Here is a 24,478-nt window from a genome sequence, read left to right on the forward strand (position 1 = left end):
CGTGGTCACCCGCCCAGCCGGCTCAGCCGCTCGGCGACCAGCGCCGCCGTCGGCCGCACCAGTTCGTCGACCAGCAGCCCGTCGGCGAGCAGCAGGACGCGGTCCGCGTACCCGGCCGCCATCGGATCGTGGGTGACCATCACACAGGTCTGCCCGTCCCGGTCCACACCGGTTCGCAGCAGGGCGAGGATCTCGTGGCCGGTGGAGCGGTCGAGCGCGCCGGTGGGTTCGTCGGCGAAGATCACGTCGGGGCGGGTGACCAGGGCACGGGCGATCGCGACGCGCTGCTGCTGGCCGCCGGAGAGCTCCCCCGGCCGGTGCCGTTCGCGGCCGGCCAGGCCGACCCGGGCGAGCGCCTCCCGCACGGCCGCGCGGTCCGGGCGGGCACCGGCCAGGCGGCCGGGGAGCTCGACGTTCTGTGCGACGGTCATCGCGGGCATCAGGTTGAACGCCTGGAAGACGAACCCCACCCGGCTGCGCCGCAGTTCGGCCAGCCTGCGTTCGGACAGTCGGGACACCTCCGTCGAACCCCAGCGGACGGTGCCGCCGGTGGGGCGGTCCATGCCGGCGAGGCAGTGCAGCAGGGTGGTCTTGCCGGAGCCCGAAGGCCCCATGACGGCGGTGAAGGTCCCGCGTTCGAACGCCACCGACACCCCGCGCAGCGCCTGCACGGCGGCGCCGCCCCGCCCGTACCGCCGGTGCAGGTCGTCCGCACGGGCGGCGGGTTCCGCCATCACTGTCGTTCTCGTTTCAGCCATGACTCCATGCTGGCCGGGCCGGGCACGACGATCGATCGTGCCCGCCCCCGGATCGGCGGTTCGGTTTTCCGAACCCCTCCCGAGGCGTGCCGGGTTGTCCGGCGCCACATCAACCGACGTCTGCCCTGCGTGTACGGTCGGGACCATGGATCCCAGCCGCCGGCCGACTCTCGACGAGATCGAGGAGTGCTTCGTCGCGCTCGTCGAGGGCCGTCTGTCCCGGGACGAGGCCGACCGCTGGGCCGCGCGATGGGTGGCCGACGACGAGCTCGAATGGGACGACATCTCCTGGTGGGCGCTCGGGCTCCTGCACGGGATCGACCTGCCCGCAGGCCGGCACGCCGCCTACCTGCACGACGACGGCCAGCTCCGTGACTGGCTCGCCGAACTGAGGAGGCGCCGGACGGTCTGACGCGGCCAGGGCCGCCGTCCCGGCGCCCGTCACGGTCGGGTCGTACGCCTACGGGAAACCGATGATGCCGGGGGCTGCCGGGGCTGCTGGGGCTGCCCAGGGCTACCGGGGCCGACGACCGCGGCGGATCATCCGCAGAGGCCCCTGGCCCACCGTCCGAGTGCCACCGCGCGACCCGCCCCCCGGGTGACCGGAGGCGGGCCCTGGGGGACCACCGCGGTGACCGCCTCCGGCGCCGCGCGTCGTCAGTCCGTCGCGCGGGCCCGCTCGGTGATGTTGCGGGCCATGCCGCCGAAGACCACGCTGTGGAACGGCGCCACGGACCACCAGTAGGCGTGTCCGGCCAGGCCGTGCGGGTGGAACAGCGCCCGTTGGCGGTAGCAGGCGGCGCCGTCGCCGTCCGGGGTGACCGACAGCTCCAGCCAGGCCAGGCCCGGCAGCCGCATCTCGGCGCGCAGCCGCAGCAGCCGTCCCGGCTCGATCTCCTCGACGCGCCAGAAGTCCAACGAGTCCCCGACCCGCAGCCGTCCCGGGTCCCGCCGCCCCCGGCGCAGGCCGACGCCGCCGACCAGGCGGTCCAGCCAGCCGCGCAGCGCCCAGGCGAGCGGGAAGGAGTACCAGCCGTTGTCGCCCCCGATTCCCTCCACGACCTGCCAGACGGCGCGCGGGGAGGCCTGCACGGAACGCTCCCGGACGTCCTCGTAGAGGCTGCCGCCCGCCCAGTCGGGGTCCGTGGGCAGCGGGTCACTGGGCGCGCCGGGCAGGGAGGCCGAGGACCAGCGGGTGACCACCTCGGCGTCGCGGATCCGGCGCAGGGCGAGTTCCACGGCCCGGTCGAAACCGATCAGTCCGCCGGGTGGGTCGGGCACCCACCGGGCGATGTCGTGCTCGCCGCACACCACCCGGTACCGCAGCGACTCGACCAGCGGCCGGGCGATGGCGTTCGGCACCGGAGTGACCAGACCCACCCAGTGGCTGGACAGCCGCGGGGTGAGCACCGGCACCGCGACGATGACGCGGCGGCGCAGCCCGGCGGTCCGGGCGTAGCGCTGCATCATGCCCCGGTAGGTGAGGACGTCGGGCCCGCCGAGGTCGAAGACCCGGTTCACCTCCGGCGGCAGCCCGGCGGCGCCGACCAGGTAGCGGAGCACGTCCCGGACGGCGATCGGCTGGATCCTGGTCCCCACCCAGCTCGGGGTGACCATCACCGGCAGTCGCTCGGTGAGGTAGCGCAGCATCTCGAACGACGCGCTGCCGGATCCGATGATCACCGCGGCGCGCAGCTCGGCGGTGGGCACGCCGCTGCGTCGCAGCGTGCGGCCGACCTCGGCGCGCGAGCGCAGGTGGGGCGAGAGCTGCTGCTCGGGCACGTCGCCGGGGATCAGCCCGCCCAGGTAGACGATGCGGGACACGCCGGCTGCGGCGGCAGCCTCGCCGAAGGCGCGGGCGGCCTCGCGGTCGGTCTCCTCGAAGCCGGATCCGGTGCCCAGCGAGTGGACGAGGTAGTAGGCGACGTCCACCCCTTCGAGGGCGGCGGGGAGCGTGTCGGGGCGGGTGACGTCGCCGGTGACGGTCTCGACCTGTGCCCGCCACGGCTGGTCGCGCAGCCGGCCGGGGTCGCGGACCAGGCAGCGCACCGGGTGACCGGCGGCGAGCAGCTCGGGGACGAGGCGGCCGCCGATGTATCCGGTGGCGCCGGTGACCAGGCAGCGCTGGGGACTGGGAGGCTGGTGGGTCATGCCCGCTCCTTCGCCCGGTGGTCACAGGCCGGCGGGCGCTGCTCGGTTCCGGGGTGCTCGGTGTGATCCCAGGATCTCGCGCATCGTCCGGAGCCGGCGACCGGACGGCCCGGTGGCCGCCGCGGACCGGTGGCCGGTTTCGGGCCGGTGGCCGGCTCCGGGCCGGTGGCCGGCTTGGACCGGTGGCTGCTCGCCGACCGACCGCCGCCGCCGATCCGTCCGGCCCGGCTGCGGACGGCCGTGTCGGTCCGCTCCGTCCACCCCGTGGGGCCCTCGCCGCGGCCAGGGCTGTGGGAAGGACCGTGATGTCCGCCGTCCACCCATCGGGCCGCCGCCCCCCGCCGCGTCACGATCACCTGTACGGCTTCGTGCCCAGGGCTGGTGGTGACCGAGACATCGCACTGTCGAGGACGCGATGGTCATCACGCAAAGCTTTCGACGGGTACGCGCCGACGGCATTTCCACGGCGCTGACGCCTGGAGCGATGAGCCGTTGCCATCGAACCGGCGCCCACCCTCAGGTAGGCCCTCTCCGGGGCGGGAGATCGATCCCTGCCACAGGCCGTCGACATCACGGCGGTGATGCGGAAATTCCATGCACCGTTGACCGGATCCGGTCACGACACTCCGCTGGACATCCACGAGGGTGGCTGCCGTCCACCTGCGGCGGCCGTGCTCGGCGGCGCTGACCTGACGGAGAGGACGGTCGCCGCCGGGTACGGGCGCGGGTACGGGTACGGGGTACGGGGTAGGGCTCGCCATTGAGCGCGAGCCAGGCCATGTTCGCGGGGTACGCCTGACAGCCGGGCGCCGACTCCCGTTCGAGCAGGGCGTCCCGCTCCGAACCGCAGGCGGCCGTGAACCCGGCCGGGGCGTTGAGCGCGACGCTCTCACCCGGGGCCGGGCTCTCCCGCCCGCCCGGCGCGGGCTCCCGGCGCCGGGCCTGCGGCACCTCGCGCGGCCGAACGCTCGTCACGCGCCCTCGTCACGTGCCGTCGCCCACGTGCCGAGGAAGCACCGCGTGAGGCCCTGCAGCCGGCAGATCAGGCGAGCAGCGACTCGAAGTTCGCGACGAGCTCGGCCGGGGACGGCATGGCCGCGTTCTCCGCCCGCATGGCGCCCGCCGACTTCCGCAGCGCCTCGTCGGTGAGCAGCCGGTCGAGCAGGCCCGCGTCCACGGTGTCCGCCGCCGACCGCAGTGCGAAGCCGTACGCCTCGGCGGCGGCGACGTTGATGAAGTGGTCCGCGCCCTGAGGAAGGATCAGCTGCGGAACGCCCAGTGCGGCAGCGGTCATCATGGTGCCGGAGCCACCGTGGTGCACCACCGCGTCACAGGCGTCCAGCAGTTGGGCGAGGGGCACCCACGGCAGCGGCCGGACGTTGGCCGGTAGCTCGCCCAGCGGCGCCAGGTCCGTGTCGCCGACCGCGAGCAGGATCTCCGCGTCGAGGCCGCCCGCCTGCTCCAGCAGGCGCTTGACGGGTGCGACCCCCTCCCACTCCGTGACCACGGTGCCCAGCGTCACCGCGATCCGCCGCCGCGTGCCGCGCCCGATCAGGTCCGCCGGGACCGTCCCGCCGCCGTTGAACGGCACGTACTGGACGCGCCAGCCGCCGCCGTCCCCGCCGAGCGAGGCCGGAACGACGTCCAGGACGGTGGACTCGGCGGGACCCTCCAGGCCGTGCGCCCGGTACTCGTCCGCGAGCAGACCCGCCAGGAGGCCGGGCATCCCGCCGGTCGACACACCGAAGTTGTGCACCACCGCGGGGATGCCGAGCTTGCCGGCCACCAGCGGTGCGGCCGGCTGGAACGGGGCGTGCACCAGGACGTCCGGCCGCCAACTGGCCGCCACGGCCAGCAGTCCCTCGATGGTCACCCGGCCGTGCTCGGCGAACCCCCGCGCGGCCAGCGCCATCGTCTCGTCGTCCGGCCGCTCGTCGTCCGCGAAGTTGACGTCCGGGAGGACCCGGGCGAACGCTGCGCGGACGTCCGTCCCGTCGCCCACGTCGACGGCGGGCAGCCCGGTGCTCCGGAGCTGCTCGATCGGGGTCTGCCCCGCGAACAGGACGTCGTGGCCGGCCGCCCGCAGGGCCTGCGCGGCAGGCACCAGCGGGAATATGTGGCCGACCGAGGCGGGGGCGGCGAAAAGAATACGCACAGCAGTGCTCCCTCGTACTGGAGTTCGTTGGTGCGAAAACGTATCAGCCACATGGAGAATTCATTCCTGGGCTGAAAGCACAAGAACGGCACTTTTCATCACGTCGAATCCTGTTCCATCGGATATAACGTTCCACGGCTCGCATCAGAGCGGCAGGTGAGCGGCCAACACCCGCGTGCCAGAGTTGTCCTGAGTCAATGTCAGTGCGACGGCGGACGCACACGGGATCCTCGACGGCACGCCGATCGAGTCGGACCGCCTCGCGGGTGCCCGAGAGAGCGACGACGGCCTGTCGTTCGGCCAGAAGCACAAGGCTTTCGGCGGAAACTCCAGTTCCCGGTCCGAGCCGGACGAAGCGCCGCCGTTGGGTATCCGACGTCGAACCCGGCCCCACCCCGCACACGGCCGCCACTCGCGTCCACGCCCTTCCCTTCCTGGACAGGCGACCGACGGCCTGCCCACCCTCGCGGACGAGGGCTGCATCGGCATCCGCATTCCACTCCGACACCCAAAGGGCAAGTCCGCTCGGGAACTTCACGTCGCCGCCCGCGACAGACCGCGAACCGCAGGCAGCGTGGAAGGAACGGCGGCCGGCCGGTGAGCCGCGACGCCGGGCAGTACAAGGAGCGCCACACGATGGAGTGTTGCGTCGACGAGGTGGTCACGTCCGCCGGCGTGGGCGTGACAGGGCGGCCTGGCCACGCGCTACGACACGACGCCCGCGAGCTACACGGCGGGGCTCCGCTTCGCGGATCCGTCATCGGGAGGCGCAGCCTCAACCCGGGCCGCGGCATCGGCGCCGATGGACGGACCGGACGCGGTCCTATTACGGCAGCCGTAGTTCGTTGTTGGTACGAGCGGGGTGGCCGGAGAGACGAGGCTCCATTGCGCCGCACCAGGAGAGCTACCTGTGAGCGGTTAATAGGTTGCAGACCTCCGGGAGGGAGTGTCAGATCCCGGCTATGACCATTGTGCTGGGAACGCCGACTTCAGGCGGGGTGCGCGAGGCCATGGGCGCGCTGCGCGAGTGGCAGTACGACGGAGCGCCGATGCAGCTGCATCCGGGGGACATCGGCTGGAACCATCGATTCGGAACGGCTGAGACGGCCGCGGTGGTTCGGACCTGGAGCCGGAGCAGACGGATCCTCGCCGTCGGGATGCTGGACTCGCCGACGCTGTTGCGGGTGACGGTCGCTCCCGACGCGTTCCAGGACGAGGACTTGGCGCGGCGGCTTGTCGAGGACTTTTCGCTGCCTGAGCGCGGCGTACTGCCGGAAGGAGCGGTGTGCATCGAGGCGCCGCTGGGCCTGCTGCTTCACGACCTGCTGGCCGAGGAGGGCTGGGGCGTCGACGAGCCGTGGACGCCGCTCTTCCGCGACCTCGCAGAAGCGGTGGAGGACCCAGGCGTGCGGATCAAGGCGATCGGCCCGGAGCAGGCGCAGGACTTCGCCGACGTTCTGCGGTCGGCGTTCAACACCTCGCGGCCTACCCGCGAGTACTGGCATGCGATGTCGGCGGGGCCGTTCTATGCCGACGCCCGCTGCCTGGGCGCCTACGACGACCAGGGCAGCCCGGCGGCGGTGGTGACGGTCTGGTCGGCCGGCCCGGGGAAGCCGGGACTGGTCGAGCCGATGGGCGTCCACGAGGACCACCGCGGTCGCGGGTACGGCCGGGCAATCACCGTCGCCGGGGCGGCCGCGCTCCGGGAGATGGGCTCGTCGAGCGTTCGTGTGTGCACACCGAGCTCCAACGTCGGTGGCGTCGCCACCTACAAGGCGGCGGGGTTCGAGGCGAGGCCGGAGATCGGCGACCGGATCCGCAAGGCCTGACGCTGATACAGCCCGGGCCCTGCGATCCCGGGGGTCCGCCGAGCGAACCGCCAGCAGCCTCATCCGGTGCGGGTGGCTCGTCGCTGGTAGTGACAGGTGCGGGCGTGGTGTTGACGGTGGCGGCGCCATCGTGACCAGGCCCGCCGGGCTGCCGCCGCGGGAGCGCACCCGTGCGCGCCCGTGCGCGCCCGGCGTTCGCCGGGGAGTCAGCGCTCGTCGTCCCCGCGCGGCCCGTGGATGGTGCGCTCGGCCTCGGTGATGGGGACGTCGTTGATGCTCGCCTCGCGGCGCCGCATCAGGCCGTCGGGGGCGAACTCCCACAGTTCGTTGCCGTGGCTGCGCCACCACTGGCCCTCGTCGTCGTGCCACTCGTACTGGAAGCGGACGGCGATGCGGTCGCCGGTGAAGGACCAGAGCTGCTTGCGCAGCGCGTACTCGTGCTCCCTGGCCCACTTGTCGGTGAGGAACGCGGTGATCTCCTCGCGCCCGTTGACGAACCGGTCGCGGTTGCGCCAGACCGAGTCGGGTGTGTAGGCGAGGGCCACGCGCTGCGGGTCGCGGGTGTTCCAGGCGTCCTCGGCCGCCTGGACCTTGGCGGCGGCGGTCTCCGCGGTGAACGGAGGGAGCGGGGGGCGTGCGGATGGCATGGGGACTCCGTGGTGGGAGGGCGTGCGGGGCGGTCAGAGGGTTTCGGGAGTGCCCGGCGGCAGCCGGCGGAGGCGGCCGACCAGGTCGGGGGCGGCGAAGGCCTCGGTGATGCGGGCCGGGTCCTCGACGAAGTGCTCCCACGACTCGAAGTGCAGCGGGACCACCTGGCGGGCGCCGAGCGTGCGGGCCAGTTCGGCGCCCTCGGCCGCGCTCAGCGAGAAGGCGAGCTCCCCGGTGCTCGGGAAGTGCGCGTCGCCGAGGTGCAGGAAGGCCGTGTCGACGGCGAAGCGTTCGGCGATCTCGTCCAGCGCGGCATGACGGGTGGTGTCGCCCGAGAAGTAGAGCGTGCCGCCCTCGTACTCCACCACGAACCCGGTGACCGGGCCGGTGACCGACTCGGTGCCGGCCGGGCCGTGCCGGGCCGGGGTCGCGGTCACCGTGACGGTGGTCGCGCCGACGGTCGTCCTGACGCTCTCCCAGGGGCCGAGGCCGGTCGCCCTGCCGCCCAGCCGGGCGGCGGCCTCCGGGGTGGTGAGCACCGCACCCGCCCGCGCGGCCACCTCCCGGCCTGCGCGGTCGAGGTTGTCGGCGTGCTGGTCGTGGGAGAGCAGGACGAGGTCGACGGGCGGCAGCTGCCCGGGGCCGAGCACCGCCCCGGCGGTGCGGCGCAGCGGGCGGGCGGCGGGGTACTCGCCGGGTTCCTGGTCGAGGGCCGGGTCGGTGAGGATCGTCAGGTCGCCGATCCGCAGCAGGACGGTGGCGGTGCCGAGGTAGGTGACGGTGACCGGTGTGGCGGTGGCCGGGGTCGCGGTGACCGGCTTGTCCGTGACCGTGGTCGCGGTGACCGTGGTGGCCATGGCGGACGCTCCTTCGACGAGGGCGGCTGGGAGGCTGGGAGGCAGGGCGGGACGGGCGGGACGGGGGTCAGCGCGCGGCGGCGGCGTCGATCTTGGTCTGAAGCGCCTTCAGCAGGTCCTGGAGCAGTCCGATGGTGATCTCGTCCGTGAGGTTGCCCTCCCCGTCGAAGCGCTCGTGCGAGCGGAAGACGATGACCTCGGGCTTCACCACGACGTCGCTGTCGGTCCAGACGAAGACCTGGCGCAGCGCCAGCTGGGCGCGAACGCTGCCGAAGTTGGTCGGGGCGGCGCCCAGGATCGCGGTGGGCTTGCGGTGCAGCGGCAGGCCCTCGGTCTTGGTCCAGTCGGTGCTCAGCCAGTCGAGGGCGTTCTTGAGGACGCCGGGGATGGAGTAGTTGAACTCCGGCGTGGCGATGAGCAGGCCGTCGGCGGCCTGGACGCGGCGGCGCAGGTCGTTGACGATGGCCGGCCGCTTCTCGGGGGTGTCGAGGTCCTGGTCGTACGCGGGGATGTCGCGCAGGCCGTCGTAGATCTCGATGTCCTGACCGCCGGGGTTGAACTTCCGGGCGGCGTGCAGCAGCCGGGTGTTGTGCGAGTCGGAGCGCAGCGAACCGGAGATGGCGAGGATCTTGGCGGTGGCCATGGTGGGACTCCTTGAGAAGCGTGATGCGGTGTTCGGCAAGGGAGTTGTCGGACCGTCCGGTGAACCGGGCGGCTTCGACACCGAGAAAACTAAACCGGTCAGTTCATCGTGTCAACCGAACGGTTCAGTCTTGACAGTGAACTGAATCGTGTAGTTCATTCGAACCATGACCACTCCGAGCGCCACCACGACCGGCACCACGACCGCCGCCACCACCGCCCCGGCCGCCACGCACCCGGTCGCCGCCCAGGCCGGCCCGGCCACTGCCATGCGGTCCACCGTCCGCGTCGTCCGCCCCGTCCACACCTACGAGGGCGCCGGCTTCCCCGTCCGCCGGCCCTTCCCCACCGCCGAGCTGCCGTTCCTCGACCCCTTCCTGATGGTCGACCAGGTCGGCCCGGTCGAGCTCGCGCCGGGCGAGGCCAAGGGCGCTCCCCCGCACCCGCACCGCGGCTTCGAGACGATCCAGTACGTCATCGCCGGCGACATCGCGAACGCCGACTCCCGCGGCCACCACGCGGTCGTCCGGGGCGGTGGCGTGCAGTGGCTCACCGCGGGTTCCGGAATCGTCCACGAGGCCCTGCCCACCGAGGAGTTCCTCGCCGAGGGCGGCCTCCAGCACATGCTCCAGATCTGGGTCAACCTGCCGGCCCGGCTCAAGGCCGTCCCGCCGCGCAGCCAGAACGCCGAGGCCGGCGACCTCCCCGTCGTCACCACGGAGGACGGCGCCGAGCTCACGGTCATCGCCGGCAGCACCCACGGCGCCACCGGCCCGTTCACGACCCACACGCCGGTCCTGGTGGTGCACGCCCGCCTCGCACCCGGCGCCCGGGCCGACTTCACCGCGCCGGCCGGGCACAACGCCATGCTGTACGTGATGTCCGGCGAGGCCGCCACCCCCGACGCGCAGCTCCCCGACGGCCACCTCGCGGTGCTCGCGCAGGACGGCGAGCGGTTCACGGTCGAGGCCCGGGGCGGGGCGGCCGAGGTCCTGGTCCTGGCCGGTGAGCCGATCGGTGAGCCCGTCGCCCGCAGCGGGCCCTTCGTGATGAACACCGCCGCCGAGCTGTACCAGGCCCAGCAGGACTTCAGCCGCGGCCTGATGGGGCGGCTCCCCCTGTGAGCCCCTCCTGCCGGCCCGACCCGGCCCGTTCCGCTGACACGTCCGGATTTGCCACCTTTGCGAACCAAACCGTTCAGTTCATATACTGAGAAACCCCCGAGAAACCCCCGTCCCGGGACCCACCCCTTCCCCACCCCCGGGGTCGGCACCCGGCGCCGGCCCCCGGACCGGACCCGCCCCGAGGCCGGGTCCTCCCCGGAACCAGGTCTCCCCCGGACCAGAACGCAAGAGGACACCACCATGGGCGTCGACACGGCAGGCACGGCAGGCACGGCTGACGCGACGGATGAATTCGGCATCCCGATCATCCCCGACCCCACCGACTCGGCCCAGCGGAAGCGCCGGGCCATCATCGACTCGGCACTCACCGAATTCCTCGCCGAGGGCTACTCGGCCGCCTCCATGGACGCGATCACCAGCCGCTCCGGAGTCTCCAAGGCGACCATCTACAAGCACTTCGGCAGCAAGGAACGCCTGTTCCTGGCCGTCATCGGCGGCATCCTGCCCCAGACGTACGCCGGGCTCGAATCCTGCACCGCCACCATCGTCGAGGCCACCAACCTGCGGACGGCACTGGTCGACGTCACCACCGCATGGGCCCGCATCCTCCTGCGCCCGGACATCATGTCGCTGCGCCGGCTGGTCATCGGCGAGACGGAGCGCTTCCCGCAGCTGGGCCAGCTCTGGTACCGGGTCAGCTACGACATGATCAACGGCCCGCTGACCGAGGCCTTCACCGAGCTGGACCAGCTCGGCGTCCTGGACGCCCCCGAACCGGCACTCGCCGTCCAGCAACTCGTGGCCACCACCATCGGCGTCCCCCAGCTGACGGCCACCTTCGCCCCCGACACCACGTTCGACGACGCCGAACTCGCCCGCCTGATCACCTCGGGCGTCGACCTCCTGCTCGCCCGCTACGCACGCTGACACCCCGCTCCACCCTGCTCCACCCCGCTCGGCCTCACGCCGACACACGCGGGACGGCGGCCGGCACTGGCGACGGCGCAGGCACGGGACCAGCCACCGGCCCGGATCCGCCGCCCCACCCGGACGCACCGCCGGCACTCCAACGCCGCACTCCAACGCCGCACTCCACTGCGGCGCGTCCCGGGACCGGCGGGGGCTCCCCCGCGATAGGAATGGCACCGAGGGCCGGTCCCAAGCGGAGGAGCCAGCAGCGTGAACCAGCAAGTCGATGCACAACTGCGAGATCTGAGAGCAGAGTTGGGGCCGGGAGATGCGACTCCCGCGCTGGTCGCGGCCGTCGCGGCCGGCCGCGCGCCGCTCGGTGCGCTCGGCGAACTGGCCGCCCAGCAACAGCGGATCATCACCTCCGACCGCCGCAGCCTGCTCCTGCTCGCCACCCGCTGCGCCGACCGCCCCCTCGGCGCCTGGTTCGCCACACTCGCCGAGGGCGAGAGCGCCGCCCTGCGCACGCTGCCTGCACTCGCCGCCGCCTGCGGAACCGTCCTGGACCGGACCGCCGATCACCCGCCCCTGTCCGACCACCCATCCCCGTCCGACCAGCCACCCCTCCCCCACCACCCGCCCTTGCCCGGCTGCCAGGCCTACCCCGCCTACCTGGCCTGGCTCGCGCTCAACGGCCTGCCGACCGCCACGGCGGCCGCACTGGTCGCCAACTTCGCAGCCTGGGGCGGCTACTGTGCCACCATCGCCGAAGGGCTGCGCCGCCATTGCGGGTTCGACGACGAGGCCTGCGCCTTCTTCGACTTCTTCGCCCAGCCCGCCACCGCCCTGGAACAGCAGGCCGCTGCCGCCCTCGCCCCGGACGCCCTGAGCTCCGCCGAACTCGCCGCCGCACGCGAGTACGGCACCCTTCTCCAGGCCTACGAACGGCTGTTCTGGGAGACGCTCGCCGCACTCCCCACCGGCTGAGCGGCCGACGGCAGGCGGCACACGCAGTCGAGCGCAACCACCGACGCAGCCCCGCACCCGCCACCCCGCACCCGGCACCCGGCACCGCCCGACGGGCCGGCCCGGGACCACGTCCATCACGCCAAGAACCGACCGTCGGTGAGCACCGTCGCCCAGCACGTGCCCGTGCCCAGCACGTGCCTGCGCCCAGCACGTGCCTGCGCCCCGGCGGCGACCGGTCGGAGCCGAGGACGATCCGCCGCCCCTTCGCGGCTCGTGCGGCCCCGGCCGTCGGCCCGCGGTCGGAGTCGGTGATCGGTCACACCTCCTCACCGTCGGATGGGCCGCAGCAGTGCTTCATGGGGGGACGGCCCGCCGGCCCGTGCCGACCGCCGCCCAGTCCCGCCTCGTTCCCGTGGACCGAACAGCGCTGCCCTCGCGAACACATGACATCGTGGACACGTCAAAGCACCGTGGAGGGGAAGTGACAGTGGAACGCTCGGGCGGGCCGACGGTCCTGGTCGACGGCGAGTGTGAGATGGCGTACGGCGCGCCCCGGCCGCGCCTGCGGGAACACGTCCTCGGGTACCGGGGGTACCGGTTGGCGTCGGACCGGGCCCGGCGCCGGCTGGAGGTACCCACCGACGTGGTGACGTTGACGATCGGGTTCGAGGGGTCGATCCGGCTCACCGACGCGGTCGCCACGGCGGACACCGCTTCGTTCGGTTCGGTCCTCGCCGGGATGCGGCGGACCGCCACGATCGCCGAGCACGGCGGTCGGCTGCACGGCCTGGCGGTCTCGCTCACCCCACAGGGTGCGTACCGGATCCTCGGCCCTGCGCTCGGAGACCTGGACGGCCGGTGGACCGACGCCACCGCCGTCTTCCCCGGCCGCGCCGGCCGGGAGTTCACCGAGAGGCTGCACGACGCGCCGAGCTGGAGGGCGCGATTCGCCCTGCTCGACGCCCACTTCGACGCGCGGTTCGCCGCCGGCCGTGTGTGGGACCCGTCCGCGGCCTGGGCCTGGGAGCAGTTGCGCGCCTCGCACGGCCGGACGTCGGTACGGGCGCTGGTGGACGGCACCGGCTGGAGCCGTCGCCGGCTGGAACAGCGCTTCCGCGAACACCTCGGCCTCGCACCGAAGCAGGCGGCCGACATCCTCCGGCTCCAGCACGCGCTGCTGGCCAACGAGCGGCGGCCCGGATGGGGCGGCGCCAGGATTGCCGTCCACTGCGGCTTCTACGACCAGGCCCACCTCACCCACTCCTTCCGCGCCATGGTGGGCTGCTCGCCGAGCCGGTTCTTCGCCTCCCGCCGGGCCGCCCAGGTGCCCGAGCCGACGGACCGCCTGACCGGGCGGGTGACCACCGCGATCGAGGCCGTGGAACGGGGGCACGCCGGCTGACCGAACCGGTACTGCGCATTCCTACAATCCCCGCCCGCGTTCCGTACGGCAGGCTGGACCGAACGGGGCGGCGTCGGGGGGGCCGCCCCGGGCCTGGCGTCCCGAACAGGGACGGGAGCACACCGACGCCTTCACACCGCCTGGGCGACCAGGTCCGACCTCTGCGATTCGGTGCGACCCTGCGGCCGTGCGGGCGGATGGCGCTCCTGCTGGGAGGTTCGACCGCGAGTACGACGAACTCCCCAGCGGCCAGGGATGCTTCGCCGCGACAGAGAAGTCATCCGGGGCGTTCTTGGGGTGGCTCTCGCTGCGGCCCGCGACCAGTGTCGGCCTGAACGGCGGAACGGAGCTGGGCTACCGGATACTGCCGTCCGTCTGGGTCCGGGGTATGCCACCGAAGGCGTGCGGGCACTGGTGAACCACGCGTTCACCGAGCTGGAGATGGACCGGATCGTGGCCACCACGATGACGGTCAACACCGCGTCGAGGCGGGTCATGGAGAAGGCCGGCTTGTCCTTGATCCGCACCTTCTTCGAGGGGTGGGATGAGCCCATCGAGGGGGCCGAGCACGGCGACGTCGAATACGCGATCACACGCGAAACCTGGGCCCGCCGGCGCGACCGCCAGTAGTCACCAATTCGGCGAATCCACAGATCTTGATAATGAATCGCGCATGCTAAAGGGAGCCTTGCGGCGAAACAGGGCAATGTCGCGGTGGAATCCCACCATGAGGTCGCCGGCAGGGGTGAAGACGGCGGTGCGTGGACTGCTGACTGCCAGGGACGCCGTCACGGTGCGGGAACGGAGGTCCCAGATCCGGGCCGTTCCGTCCCGGCTGCCGGTGACGGCCACGGGGGTGCCGTCGAGGGTGGTGCACGCCACCGCGCGCACGGCGCCGGTGTGGCCGGTGAGCGGCCGGCCGAGCGGCTCACCAGTGCGCAGGTCCCAGACCCGGACGGTGCTGTCGTCGCTGCCGGTGACGGCCACCGGGACGTCGTCGAGGATCGCGCACGCCACTGCACTCACCGCGCGGGTGTGGCCGGTGAGGGGTTGGCCGAGGGGCCGGCCGGCGCGCAGGTCCCAGATCCGCACGGTGCTGTCGTCGCTGCCGGTGACGGCCACTGGGGCACCGTCGAGCGAGGCGCACGCCACCGCGCGCACGGCCTCGGCGTGACCGGCCAGGGGCTCGGCGATCCGCCGCCCGGTGCGCAGGCTCCAGATCCGCGCCATGGCGTCCTTGCTGCCGGTGACGGCGACCGGGGTACCGTCGAGGGTCGTACAGGCGACTGCTCGTACGCCGGTGTGGCCGGTGAGGGCTTGGCCGAGGGGCCGGCCGGTGCGCAGGTCCCAGATCCGCACGGTGTCGTCCTCGCTGCCGGTGACCGCGACCGGGGCGCCGTCGAGGGTGGTGCACGCCACCGCGCGCACGGCTCCGGTGTGGCCGGTGAGGGGCCGGCCGAGCGGCTCACCGGTGCGCAGGGTCCACATCCGCACCGTGCTGTCGTTGCTACCGGTGACGGCGACCGGAACCGTGTTCCCGTTGCTGTCGGTGGCGGACCCGGGGGCGCCGTCGAGGGTGGTGCACGCGACCGCGCGCACGTAGCCGGTGTGACCGGTGAGGGGCCGGCCGAGGCGCCGGGTGCGCAGGTCCCACATCCGCAGCGTGCCGTCCCAGCTGCCGGTGACGGACACCGGGGCGCCGTCGAGGGTGGTGCACGCCACCGCGCGCACGGCTCCGGTGTGGCCGGTGAGGGGCCGGCCGAGCGGCTCGCCGGTACGCAGGTCCCAGACCCGGACGGTGTTGTCGTTGCTGCCGGTGAGGGCGACCGGGTTGTCGTCGAAGCTGGTGCACGCCACCGAACTCACGTAGCCGGTGTGGCCGGTGAGGGGCCGGCCGAGGGGCCGGCCGGTGCGCAGGTCCCAGACCCGGACGGTGCTGTCGTTGCTGCCGGTGACGGCCACCGGGGCGCCGTCGAGAGTAGTGCACGCCACCGCGCGCACCACGTCGGTGTGGCCGAGGAGCGGCCGGCCGAGCGGCTCACCGGTACGCAGGTCCCAGACCCGGACGACGCTGTCCTCACCACCGGTGACGGCCACCGGGACACCGTCCAGAGCCGTGCACGCCACCGCGCGCACCACGTCGGTGTGGCCGAGGAGCGGCCGGCCGAGCGGCCCACCGGTACGCAGGTCCCAGACCCGGACGACGCTGTCCTCACCACCGGTGACGGCCACCGGGACACCGTCCAGAGCCGTGCACGCCACCGAACTCACGTAACCGACATGGCCAGTGAGGGGCCGGCCGAGAGGGCGGCCCCTCCGCAGGTCCCAGATCCGGACCGTGCCGTCCTCGCCGCCGGTGACGGCCACCGGGACACCGTCCAGAGCCGTGCACGCCACCGAACTCACGTAACCGGCATGGCCAGTGAGGGGCCGGCCGAGAGGGTGGCCGGTGCGCAGGTCCCAGATCCGGACCATGGCATCGGACTTTCCGGCCACCGCGACCGGCGCGCCGTCGAGTGTCGTGCACGCCACCGCGCCGACGGATCTGCCGTGGTCGGTGAGCGTGTCGCGCAGAGCGGGGCTGAAGGTGCTGCCGGTGGCCCACACAGGTGCCCAGTGACCGGGCGGGATGCCGCGGCTCAGGCACTGGTAGAGGTCGTGGGCGCCGGCGCGGGCGGCGTCCAGCGCCAGGATCTGACGGCGCATCACGGGCGCGGCCGCGTGGTGGAGGTTGAGGCTGGTGCGGTAGACGGCGGCGGTGAGGCGCGAGGACGCGTCCTCGGTGTGGTGGAGGTGAGGGGTGAGACTGCGGGGGTTGGCGTGGACGAGGTAGTCGATGTCGCCGAGCAGGGCGTCGAGTTGTCCCGCCCGGGTGGCGTGGTCGGCCAGGTGGTCCAGGGCGTAGGGGTGGGCGCGGCTCCAGTCGCGGCCGGCGTCCGCGCGGTACGGGACGCGGCTCGTGAGGGTACGGGTGTACGCGGCGTGGACCGCCACGGCGTCGGCGGTGTCATCACGCAGGTGATCGGCCATGGCCTGGTGGTAGAGACGGTAGGCGGAGCGGCCGTTCTCGGTGGACTCGACCACGTAGGAGCCGGCGGTGCGGCGTAGCCACAGGAGGTCGTCGTCGGTGTGGACGCGCCCGGAGATCTCCGTCGCGAGGGGTGCCCAGATGTCTTCCCAGGGGAGTCCCTGGCCGTGGACGAAGGCGAGGGGACGCAGGAGGTCGGTGGCACGCTGCGCGTGCGGACCGAGGCGCTGCTGGAGGTCCTCGCGCATGGCGTCACCGGCGTGACGGGGCAGGGTCGCCTGCCACGCCGGGTCGTCGGGGTCGGGGACGACGGCCTCGGCCGCAGCCAGGGTGCCTGCGGCGATGCGGGCGATGAGGAAGGAGTTGCCCGCCGCGCGGGCGACGGCCTCCGCGACGGGCTGCAGGGCCTGGGGGTGCCGGCGGTAGGGGGAGGTTCGGCTCGCTTCGAGGAGCGTGCGGGCGGCATAGGCGGTGATCGCTTCGGGATCGGCGTAGCGGTCGTCGTCGAGGTTGACGACCTGCTCGGGCCGGACGCCCAGCCGGGGCAGCAGGTTGGGGCGTGTGCCGAGGAGAAGGCGGATGCGGCCCTGGGCATGTTCGATCAGGGGGCGCAGGATGGTGGTGCAGAGGGTTTCGGGGGTGGCCGCCTCGTCCAGCGCATCGACGAGAACGGTCAGTGGCCACGGACGCCGGCCGAGGGCGTCGAGGAGCTCGCCGACGGTCTCGGCCCGCACGCGGGCGGCGGCCCCGACGGCACGGAGGACGTCCGTGTCGCTGAGGCGCTGCGCGTAGACGACGACATCGAGGGTCGTCGTGCGGAGCAGGCCCTCGGGCAGTCCGAGGCCGTGGAAGGGGACGGTACGGCGACGGTCGGGGTGGGTGAGAACGGCGATCAGGCCGAGGACGGCCGTCTTCCCCGAGCCGGGCGCGGCGGTGACCACCCGGCACGCCGTTCCGTCGGTTTCGGCGGGCCCGTCGAGCCAGGTGGCGAGGTCCCGGAGTGCGGTGTGGCGGCCGCTGAACCACCAGGCCGGGCCCTCGCCGTCGCTCTGGTGGTTCTGGTAGGCCATGGCGCGTACCACCAGCCTGGAGGTGAACTCGGTGTCCCGCAGGCGGTCCTGTTCGGCGAAGGCCGCAGCCTGTTGGAGGGCGAGGTCGACCTCGGTGAGCCGGGCGTCGTGGCGCGGATTGGGGAGGAAGGAGGGCGGCTCCCCGTCGAGACCCACCATGGCCAGGCCGACGCGCTGGTGGGCCGGCCGGTCGGGCGAGGTGTTGATGTGCTGGACGACGGCGTGCAGCGGCAGGGTGGGCGGGCCGTGGCCCGCCACGGGACGACCGGCCACCGCAGCCTCCAGCAACTGGGGGAACAGGCCCGCCTTGGCCTGCTGGTGCGGCTGCGCGGAGGAGAGGATCACCAGCCCCGCCCCGGAGGTCCGCCCCCAGGTCGCCCCCAGCCGTTCCAGTGCGGCGGAGGTCAGCTGGTTGCCGCCGTGTCCCGCGTAACAGGCGTCCAGCAGCAGGAGGACCCGGCGGATGCGTGTTCCGTGCAGCATCGCCCGGCACAACTCGGCGGTGGGCAGGGCGGTGTAGGCGAGGTCGGCCGGATCGGTGTCGCTGGTGAGCAGGACGTGCTCGCCCCCGTCGTCGAGCACCTCGCCGTGGCAGGAGAGGTACACGGCCAGCTGATCGTTCTCGCGGCGTTCCGGTGAGATGCAGAACGCGTGCAGGGCATCAGTCAGCTGGTCCTTGGTGGGGTTGAGGGCGACGGCGTCGTGGAACCGGTAGCCGAGCCGGCCGGTGAAGACACGCACGATCCGGTCACGGGCCTCCAGCAGTCCCGGCCGGTCCCACTCCCGGTTCTTGGGATAGCCGGCCACCGCCGCGGCGATCAGGTACCGGCGTGGTGCGTCCGTCGGGTCGTCCGCCCCGTTCAAGCGAGGCCCTCGGCGATCGCCTTCCCGCACAGTGCGTCGGTCAGGTACGAGGTCGCGTCGTGCGCGTGCACGCCGTTGGACAGCGTTGCCGAACGCAGCCGCTCGCCGAACAACGGGCGCAGGTCCTTCACCAGGGCCACCACGTCACCCGAGGCCGCGAGGTTCGTCCACGTCAGCCCGTCCCCGCCCGGCCACGCGCCGCGTCGTTCCCTGCCCGTCCCGGTCGGGGACGGCTGGAGCCGGTCGACGACGAGGTTGCGGATCCCCAGCGGCGAGCCGATCGTCACCAGGGCCCGCACCCCGTGTCCGGGCAGCGCGCACAGCGCCTCGTACGCCACCACCGAGCCCAGCGAGTGCGCCACCACCACCCGGGTCTCCGGGCGGATCCGTGCGGTCACCCGGGCACGCACCTGCTCGCGCGTCCGCTGCTCCGTCAGGTAGGCGCGGACCTGCTTCAGGTCCGCAACCACGTACCGCAGCGCCACGTTCGCGAAGAACTGCGATCCGGAGAGCGCGCGCAGTGCGGCCTGTACCGACTGCGGCGTCGCCACCAGAGTGTCGCCCGCATCCGGCGGCACCACCTCGGGGTCCGCTTCCGCCGCCGACCGCCACCACGTCGCCAGCAGCTCGCGCTCGAACCCGTCCTCGACGTCCCGGGCCGTGTACGGAAGGTCCCCCGTGGCCAGCATCTGCCCTGGCGGGCGGAACAGGTCGCCGTAGAACCCCACCGCCACGTCCGCCTCGGCCACCAGGCCCTCGGCGCCGGCCCGGCGCAGCCCGTCGCTCAGCGCAGGCCACCAGACCGACCGCAGCCGGTCCTCCCCCTGCACCTGCTGCCCCATCCCGTGGACACACACCACCCGGGCCACTACACCCACCCCCCAGACGAGTACGACCGGCCCTGAGGCTCTACACCTACCAGCCTTCGGCCGCCCTCCGTGGGAAAACTCCCGCACCCGTCGTCGAACCCGCCGGTCGTCCCCGGTGCCGCGCCTCCGGTGCCGCGTCCCCCGGCAGGTGGACGCGGCGGCGGGGTAGGGTCCCGATCATGAACGACGGAATCGACGCTCCGGGCACTCCGGTCGTACCGGGCGTACCGGGCGCGCTGGGCAGCGGCTCGACGGCGGACGCTCCTGGGCCGGACACCGCGGATCCCGAGCGCGAGGCGCTGCACGCCTGGGCCCGCGAGCACGGCATCACGGTCAACGATCGCGGCCGCATCCCGTCCCGCATCAGGGACGCGTACGAGCAGGCGCAGGCGACGGACGGTCCGGCCCCACGCAACGCCTGACACCGCAACTCGGGTGGGCCACGGCGGCGTTCCGGGCCGGACTCCGCCGGACAGGGCCTAAACACCCCCGATCGGCCGCGTTTCCCCCGGTTTGCACCACCGCGTTGCATAGCGTCGGTGCCCTCCCGACCGAGCCGCGGTCGACAGGCCCAGGAGACCGGCTGCCGTGCAACGCAAGTGGTGGACCCTCGTCGCCGTTTCTGTCGCGACGTTCATGCTCCTGCTCGACATCACGGTGGTCAACGTCGCCCTGCCGTCGATCCGCAAGGACCTCGGTGCCAGCTTCACCGACCTCCAGTGGGTGTTCGACGCCTACGCGCTCTCCCTGGCCGCGCTGGTGCTGACCGCCGGTTCGCTCGCCGACCGGCTCGGCCGCCGCCGGGCCTTCGCCGCCGGCCTGGTGATCTTCTCCGGCGCCTCGCTGCTCTGCGCACTGGCGCCGAACCCGACCTTCCTCAACGTCTCCCGGGCCGTCCAGGGTGTCGGCGGAGCGGTGATGTTCGCCGTCTCGCTCGCCCTGGTCGCCCAGGAGTTCCCGCCGGGCCGCGAGCGCGGCACCGCCATGGGCCTGTACGGCGCGACCATCGGCGTGGCGGTCGCGGTCGGCCCGCTGGTCGGCGGGGCGCTCACCGACACGCTCGGCTGGGAGTCGATCTTCTACCTCAACGTGCCGATCGGGGCGGCCGCCCTGGTGGTCACCTATCTCAAGCTGGCCGAGAGCCGCGACCCGAACGCCACCAGGGTCGACTGGGCGGGTGTCGCAACCTTCAGCACCGCCCTCTTCCTGTTCGTCCTGGCCCTGGTACGCGGCAACGCGGAGGGCTGGGGCAGCACGCTGATCGTCTCGCTGTTCGCCGGCTCGGCCGTGTTGCTCACCGCGTTCGTGGTGGTCGAACTCCGCGTCCCCGAGCCGATGCTGCCGCTCGGGCTGTTCCGGCGGCACGCGTTCACCGGGGTGCAACTGGCCGCGTTCGCGGTGTCCAGCTCGCTCTTCGCGCTGTTCCTCTACCTGACGCTCTACCTGCAGAACTACCTCGGGCTCTCGCCGTTCGCGGCGGGCGTGCGCTACCTGCCGATCACGATGCTCAGCTTCGTCGTGGCCCCCGTGGCCGGCCTGCTGCTCTCGCGGGTGCAGGCGCGGTTGATGCTCTTCGTCGGGCTGGTCGCGGTCGGCGCGGGCCTGCTGTTGATGGGCGACGTCCAGGCCGACGACGAGTGGACGGGGCTGCTGGCCGGCTTCCTGGTCGGCGGCGCGGGCGTCGGCCTGATCAACCCGGTGATCGCGGACGTGGCCGTGAGCGTGGTGCCGAAGGAGAAGAGCGGCATGGCGGCCGGGATCAACGACACCTTCCGGCAGGTCGGCATCGCGGTGGGCATCGCCGTCTGGGGGGCGATCTTCGTCGGCCGGGGCGCCGACAAGGTCCGTGAGCTGACCGCCGGCACGCCGACCGCGGAGGGCGCCCGACCGCGCGAGCTGATCGAGGCCGCCTCCTCCGGCAGTCTGCCGCAGGTGCTGGACGCCGTGCCCGAGCCCGCCCGACAGGCCGTCCGGGACGCCGCCCGCGCGGGGTTCCTCGACGGCCTCAACACGGTGCTGCTGCTCGGCGGATTGGTCAGCCTGGTGGGCGCGGTGCTCGCGCTCTGGCTGGTCCGGGAGAGCGAGATCGACCGCCAGGAGCTGTGACACGGGGCGCGCCGACCGTCCCGGGTCCGCGGAGGGGGCTCCCTCCGCGGACCCGGAACACGACCGGTCACGACGCGGCGTGACGGGGCATGACGAGGCTTGACGGGGCGGTACGTGGCACGGCGGGCCGTAGCGGGTCGTAGCGGGGTACGACGGGGCTTGGCCGCCGGGTATCCGGAGAGGCCGCCCCGGCTCCTCAGCCCTGGTACTGGACGACGATCTTGGTGAACTCGTACGGGGACTGCGCGATGCCGCTGCAGGCGTCGGCGTCCGCGCCGGAGCCGCAGGCACGGTCGCGGTTGACCGCCCAGAAGGCGAAGCGGGCGAGGTGGTGCTGCTTCGCGTAGGCGAGGATGGTGCGGAAGTCGGCGGTGGTGACGGTCTCGCCGGCCTCGTCGGTCTTCCCGTTCATCGACGACACGCCGATGTGCCGGAACGCGGCGTCGTCGCTGTAGCCGTACGCGCTCTTGACCGCGGCCTTCAGCCCGTCCAGCGCGCCGACCGTGGCCTGGCCCATGGTGCCGCTGTGGCCACCGAAGTCGAAGGGCATGACCACCCAGCCGTCGTTGGCCAGCCCCGCCGCCGCGCCCCGCTTGATCAGGTCCTTGCCGGTGGCGTCCGGCCCGGTCGGGGTGGTGCCCATGGTGATGTAGGTGACGATGCCGGGGTTCTTCGTCTTGACGATCTTCAGGGCGTCCACCACCCGCTGACGGACCGTCGCGTTGGAGAACTCGGTGTTCTCGATGTCGATGTCGAGGGCCTTCAACCCGTAGGCGTCGATCACCTTCTGGTAGGCGCCGGCCAACGCGCTCGCACTGGAACACTTCTCGCCCAGCTTGTTGCCGCTCCACCCGCCGACCGAGACCATGACGTCGCCGCCGGCCGCCCGGATCGACTTGATCGCGGCCTCGTCGGAGCCGCCCGCCAGCGGACGGCTGCCGTCCCACTTCGGGTTGCAGCCACCGTCGGAGAGGATGAAGGCGAGGGTGAACCACTTCACCCCGGTCGCCTTCATCACGTCGGTGGGCTTCTGGGGGCTGCCCCAGCCGAGGTACTCGTACGGCGCGGCGGCCATTCCCGGCACGGCGGTAGCGGCGGCGGGCGCCGCCTGCGCGGCTGAGGCGTTCACGGGGGCCAGCAGCAGGGCGGCCGAGCCGAGGGCGGTGGCGAGCAGCGGAGCGGTGAGACGGACCCCGATAGCCTTGTGCATGCCAACTCACTTTCGTCGAAGCCGCCGCGCGGGGCGACGGGCCAGGGGGAGAGCAGAGGAACGGGGAAGCGGTGGAGCGGGAGAGCGGGGAAGCAGTGGGGCGGGAGAGCGTGCCCGCGGCGGCCATGATGGGCGCCACCAGAATCGGGGCACCGGAGCCACGCGGTCAATGACTTTCGTTAGGAAAGTTTCCCAATGGTCGCCAGACAACCTCCGATGCCGCCCCGCATCTTGACGAATCAAGTAAAGCTCCCTAACTTGAACGCCCTCACCCCCAGCCAGGAGCCCCACACTCCCCCGCCGCCCCCGGAGGCCCCGGTGTCATCCCCAGGTCTGTCCCGAAGAATCGGCCTCTTCCAGGCCGTCACGATCAACATGAGCCAGATGTGCGGCATCGGACCGTTCGTCACCATCCCGCTCATGGTCGCCGCGTTCGGCGGCCCCCAGGCGGTGATCGGCTGGATCGCCGGCGCCGTCCTCGCCCTCGCCGACGGCCTGGTCTGGGCCGAGCTCGGCGCCTCGCTCCCCGGCGCCGGCGGCACGTACGTCTACCTCCGCGAAGCCTTCCAGTACCGGACCGGGCGACTGATGCCGTTCCTCTTCGTCTGGACGGCGATGCTCTTCATCCCCCTGATCATGTCCACCGGCGTGGTCGGCTTCGTCCAGTACCTCGGCTACCTCTGGCCGTCGATGACGGACGGCCAGGGCGACCTGGTAGGCCTGGCGTTCGTGGCGCTGGTGGTCCTGCTGCTCTGGCGCCGGGTGGAGAACATCGCCAGGCTCACCACCGTGATGTGGGTGGTGATGATCGCCTCCGTCCTGGCCGTCATCCTCGCCTGCTACACCCACTTCAGCCCGGGCCGCGCCTTCGACTGGCCCGCGCACGCGGTCGAGTTGTCCCACAGCCAGTTCTGGCTCGGCTTCGCGGCCGGCCTGACCATCGGCATCTACGACTACCTCGGGTACAACACGGCCGCGTACCTGGGCGCCGAGGTCCGGCAGCCAGGACGGGTACTCCCGCGCGCGATCGTGCTCTCCATCGTCGGAATCATGGCGATCTACCTGCTGCTCCAGGTGGGCGTCCTCGGCGCGATGGACTGGCACGCCATGCTCGACCCGGGCTCGGTGGCCTCCAAGTCGGTCGCCTCCGCGGTTCTTGAGAGCACCTGGGGCAAGGGTGCGGCCGACGTCGTCACGGTACTGATCCTGATCACCGCCTTCGCCTCCGTGCTGGCCGGGCTCCTCGGCGGATCCCGCGTGCCGTACGACGCGGCGCGGGACGGGGTGTTCTTCCGCGCCTTCGGCAGACTGCACGCGAAGCACGGCTTCCCGGTCTACGGGCTCGCCGCGATGGGCGTACTCACGGCGGCGGGATTCCTGCTCGGGCGCCACCTCGGCAGCAACGCGGCCCACCCGCCGCTCACGGTGCTGATCAACCTGCTCACGACGGTGATGGTGATCGTCCAGGCGCTCGCCCAGATCGTCGCGGTGAGCGTACTCCGGCGCCGCCAACCGGGATTGGCCCGACCGTACCGGATGTGGCTCTACCCGGCCCCCGGTGTCGTGGCGGCCGTCGGCTGGCTGGTCATCTACGGCTACGCGGACCGCAACGCGCCCGGCTTCCACCCCATCGAGTGGTCACTGGCATGGGTGGCGGCCGGCGGCGGGGCGTTCCTGCTCTGGGCACGGACGGAACGGACGTGGCCGTTCGGACCGCGCGAGATACGGGAGCAGTTCGCCTCGGCCTGACGGACGTTGAAGGGCATGGCCTCGGGGCAACGGCTCCGAGGCCGCACCCGTTCACGGGAGTCGGCCCGCGATCCCCTTCTCGACACGACGCCTGATCCGCTCGAACGACTCGGGGAGGCCGTCCGCCAACTCGGCATC

19 protein-coding genes are annotated in these 24,478 nt (G+C 72.7%); 10 read left to right on the top strand and 9 right to left on the bottom strand.

The features are described from left to right. Positions 1–5: 5 nt before the first annotated feature. Complete coding sequence (locus tag J5Y04_RS06435) at positions 6–758, bottom strand: ABC transporter ATP-binding protein (RefSeq protein ID WP_209410844.1); 753 nt, start codon at positions 756–758, stop codon at positions 6–8. 145 nt (positions 759–903) lie between these two features. On the opposite strand from J5Y04_RS06435, the gene J5Y04_RS06440 reads away from it, so the two are divergent. Next, complete coding sequence (locus J5Y04_RS06440; RefSeq protein WP_209410845.1) at positions 904–1,170, top strand: hypothetical protein; 267 nt, start codon at positions 904–906, stop codon at positions 1,168–1,170. Positions 1,171–1,415: 245 nt separating this feature from the next. On the opposite strand, the gene J5Y04_RS06445 is transcribed toward J5Y04_RS06440, so the two are convergent. Continuing rightward, the gene (locus J5Y04_RS06445) at positions 1,416–2,909 is read right to left on the bottom strand and encodes an SDR family oxidoreductase (RefSeq protein WP_209410846.1); all 1,494 of its coding nucleotides are present in this window, start codon (positions 2,907–2,909) and stop codon (positions 1,416–1,418) included. 1,042 nt (positions 2,910–3,951) lie between these two features. Continuing rightward, on the bottom strand, positions 3,952–5,064 hold the full coding sequence (locus tag J5Y04_RS43460; RefSeq protein ID WP_209410847.1) for a glycosyltransferase: 1,113 nt from the start codon (positions 5,062–5,064) through the stop codon (positions 3,952–3,954). Between the two features lie 962 nt (positions 5,065–6,026). Between J5Y04_RS43460 and J5Y04_RS06455 the strand changes: the two genes are divergently transcribed. After that, a complete protein-coding gene (locus J5Y04_RS06455) occupies positions 6,027–6,893 on the top strand; it encodes a GNAT family N-acetyltransferase (RefSeq protein WP_209410848.1) in 867 nt (288 codons plus the stop codon). A 206-nt stretch (positions 6,894–7,099) separates the two neighbouring features. Here the strand turns inward: J5Y04_RS06455 and J5Y04_RS06460 are convergent, their stop codons facing one another. From J5Y04_RS06460 to J5Y04_RS06470, 3 genes are all read right to left on the bottom strand, one after another. Continuing rightward, positions 7,100–7,540: a nuclear transport factor 2 family protein gene (locus J5Y04_RS06460; RefSeq protein ID WP_209410849.1), complete on the bottom strand. Its 441-nt coding sequence runs from the start codon at positions 7,538–7,540 to the stop codon at positions 7,100–7,102. A 33-nt stretch (positions 7,541–7,573) separates the two neighbouring features. Continuing rightward, positions 7,574–8,398 carry an MBL fold metallo-hydrolase gene (locus tag J5Y04_RS06465; protein ID WP_209410850.1) on the bottom strand — a complete coding sequence of 275 codons (825 nt, stop codon included), beginning with the start codon at positions 8,396–8,398 and terminating at the stop codon, positions 7,574–7,576. Between the two features lie 67 nt (positions 8,399–8,465). Continuing rightward, the gene (locus J5Y04_RS06470) at positions 8,466–9,041 is read right to left on the bottom strand and encodes an NADPH-dependent FMN reductase (RefSeq protein ID WP_209410851.1); all 576 of its coding nucleotides are present in this window, start codon (positions 9,039–9,041) and stop codon (positions 8,466–8,468) included. A gap of 166 nt (positions 9,042–9,207) precedes the next feature. Here J5Y04_RS06470 and J5Y04_RS06475 point away from each other — a divergent pair, with 166 nt between their 5' ends. The 5 genes from J5Y04_RS06475 to J5Y04_RS43910 all read left to right on the top strand — a co-directional run bounded on the left by J5Y04_RS06475 (position 9,208) and on the right by J5Y04_RS43910 (position 14,074). Further along, on the top strand, positions 9,208–10,164 hold the full coding sequence (locus J5Y04_RS06475; RefSeq protein ID WP_209410852.1) for a pirin family protein: 957 nt from the start codon (positions 9,208–9,210) through the stop codon (positions 10,162–10,164). Between the two features lie 240 nt (positions 10,165–10,404). Continuing rightward, positions 10,405–11,091 carry a TetR/AcrR family transcriptional regulator gene (locus J5Y04_RS06480; RefSeq protein ID WP_209410853.1) on the top strand — a complete coding sequence of 229 codons (687 nt, stop codon included), beginning with the start codon at positions 10,405–10,407 and terminating at the stop codon, positions 11,089–11,091. Positions 11,092–11,343: 252 nt separating this feature from the next. Next, a complete protein-coding gene (locus J5Y04_RS06485; protein WP_307852964.1) occupies positions 11,344–12,060 on the top strand; it encodes a transcriptional regulator in 717 nt (238 codons plus the stop codon). Between the two features lie 463 nt (positions 12,061–12,523). Further along, on the top strand, positions 12,524–13,444 hold the full coding sequence (locus J5Y04_RS06490) for an AraC family transcriptional regulator (RefSeq protein WP_209410854.1): 921 nt from the start codon (positions 12,524–12,526) through the stop codon (positions 13,442–13,444). A gap of 255 nt (positions 13,445–13,699) precedes the next feature. After that, positions 13,700–14,074: a GNAT family N-acetyltransferase gene (locus J5Y04_RS43910; protein WP_245204369.1), complete on the top strand. Its 375-nt coding sequence runs from the start codon at positions 13,700–13,702 to the stop codon at positions 14,072–14,074. Here J5Y04_RS43910 and J5Y04_RS06500 read toward each other — a convergent pair whose 3' ends face one another. Together J5Y04_RS06500 and J5Y04_RS06505 are read right to left on the bottom strand one after the other, a co-directional pair. Beyond that, positions 14,075–18,406, bottom strand: coding sequence for a caspase family protein (locus tag J5Y04_RS06500; protein ID WP_245204370.1), 4,332 nt, complete (start codon positions 18,404–18,406; stop codon positions 14,075–14,077). It abuts the gene before it with no gap. After that, positions 18,403–19,248 (bottom strand): hypothetical protein, encoded by an 846-nt coding sequence (locus J5Y04_RS06505; RefSeq protein ID WP_209410856.1) that lies wholly within the window; start codon positions 19,246–19,248, stop codon positions 18,403–18,405. The genes J5Y04_RS06500 and J5Y04_RS06505 overlap by 4 nt, the downstream gene beginning before the upstream one ends. Before the next feature lie 206 nt (positions 19,249–19,454). On the opposite strand from J5Y04_RS06505, the gene J5Y04_RS06510 reads away from it, so the two are divergent. Together J5Y04_RS06510 and J5Y04_RS06515 are read left to right on the top strand one after the other, a co-directional pair. Continuing rightward, positions 19,455–19,697, top strand: a complete 243-nt coding sequence (locus tag J5Y04_RS06510) for a histone-like nucleoid-structuring protein Lsr2 (RefSeq protein WP_209410857.1) — start codon at positions 19,455–19,457, stop codon at positions 19,695–19,697. Positions 19,698–19,863: 166 nt separating this feature from the next. Next, complete coding sequence (locus J5Y04_RS06515) at positions 19,864–21,381, top strand: MFS transporter (RefSeq protein ID WP_209410858.1); 1,518 nt, start codon at positions 19,864–19,866, stop codon at positions 21,379–21,381. Positions 21,382–21,577: 196 nt separating this feature from the next. On the opposite strand, the gene J5Y04_RS06520 is transcribed toward J5Y04_RS06515, so the two are convergent. Beyond that, positions 21,578–22,591, bottom strand: a complete 1,014-nt coding sequence (locus tag J5Y04_RS06520) for a chitinase (protein WP_209410859.1) — start codon at positions 22,589–22,591, stop codon at positions 21,578–21,580. Positions 22,592–22,807: 216 nt separating this feature from the next. On the opposite strand from J5Y04_RS06520, the gene J5Y04_RS06525 reads away from it, so the two are divergent. Beyond that, a complete protein-coding gene (locus J5Y04_RS06525) occupies positions 22,808–24,340 on the top strand; it encodes an APC family permease (RefSeq protein ID WP_209410860.1) in 1,533 nt (510 codons plus the stop codon). The last annotated feature ends 138 nt before the right edge of the window (positions 24,341–24,478 follow it).

The organism is Kitasatospora sp. RG8, from assembly GCF_017813315.1.
GTDB lineage: Bacteria > Actinomycetota > Actinomycetes > Streptomycetales > Streptomycetaceae > Kitasatospora.

Excerpts from the sequence above, each read along its gene's own strand:
- J5Y04_RS06520 (WP_209410859.1), bottom strand. The coding sequence starts at position 22,591 with ATGCACAAGGCTATCGGGGTCCGTCTCACCGCTCCGCTGCTCGCCACC.
- J5Y04_RS06475 (WP_209410852.1), top strand. The coding sequence starts at position 9,208 with ATGACCACTCCGAGCGCCACCACGACCGGCACCACGACCGCCGCCACC.
- J5Y04_RS06435 (WP_209410844.1), bottom strand. The coding sequence starts at position 758 with ATGGCTGAAACGAGAACGACAGTGATGGCGGAACCCGCCGCCCGTGCG.
- J5Y04_RS06445 (WP_209410846.1), bottom strand. The coding sequence starts at position 2,909 with ATGACCCACCAGCCTCCCAGTCCCCAGCGCTGCCTGGTCACCGGCGCC.
- J5Y04_RS06455 (WP_209410848.1), top strand. The coding sequence starts at position 6,027 with ATGACCATTGTGCTGGGAACGCCGACTTCAGGCGGGGTGCGCGAGGCC.
- J5Y04_RS43910 (WP_245204369.1), top strand. The coding sequence starts at position 13,700 with ATGCTTCGCCGCGACAGAGAAGTCATCCGGGGCGTTCTTGGGGTGGCT.
- J5Y04_RS06440 (WP_209410845.1), top strand. The coding sequence starts at position 904 with ATGGATCCCAGCCGCCGGCCGACTCTCGACGAGATCGAGGAGTGCTTC.
- J5Y04_RS06470 (WP_209410851.1), bottom strand. The coding sequence starts at position 9,041 with ATGGCCACCGCCAAGATCCTCGCCATCTCCGGTTCGCTGCGCTCCGAC.
- J5Y04_RS06525 (WP_209410860.1), top strand. The coding sequence starts at position 22,808 with ATGCCGCCCCGCATCTTGACGAATCAAGTAAAGCTCCCTAACTTGAAC.
- J5Y04_RS06465 (WP_209410850.1), bottom strand. The coding sequence starts at position 8,398 with ATGGCCACCACGGTCACCGCGACCACGGTCACGGACAAGCCGGTCACC.
- J5Y04_RS06460 (WP_209410849.1), bottom strand. The coding sequence starts at position 7,540 with ATGCCATCCGCACGCCCCCCGCTCCCTCCGTTCACCGCGGAGACCGCC.
- J5Y04_RS06505 (WP_209410856.1), bottom strand. The coding sequence starts at position 19,248 with ATGGGGCAGCAGGTGCAGGGGGAGGACCGGCTGCGGTCGGTCTGGTGG.
- J5Y04_RS06510 (WP_209410857.1), top strand. The coding sequence starts at position 19,455 with ATGAACGACGGAATCGACGCTCCGGGCACTCCGGTCGTACCGGGCGTA.
- J5Y04_RS06480 (WP_209410853.1), top strand. The coding sequence starts at position 10,405 with ATGGGCGTCGACACGGCAGGCACGGCAGGCACGGCTGACGCGACGGAT.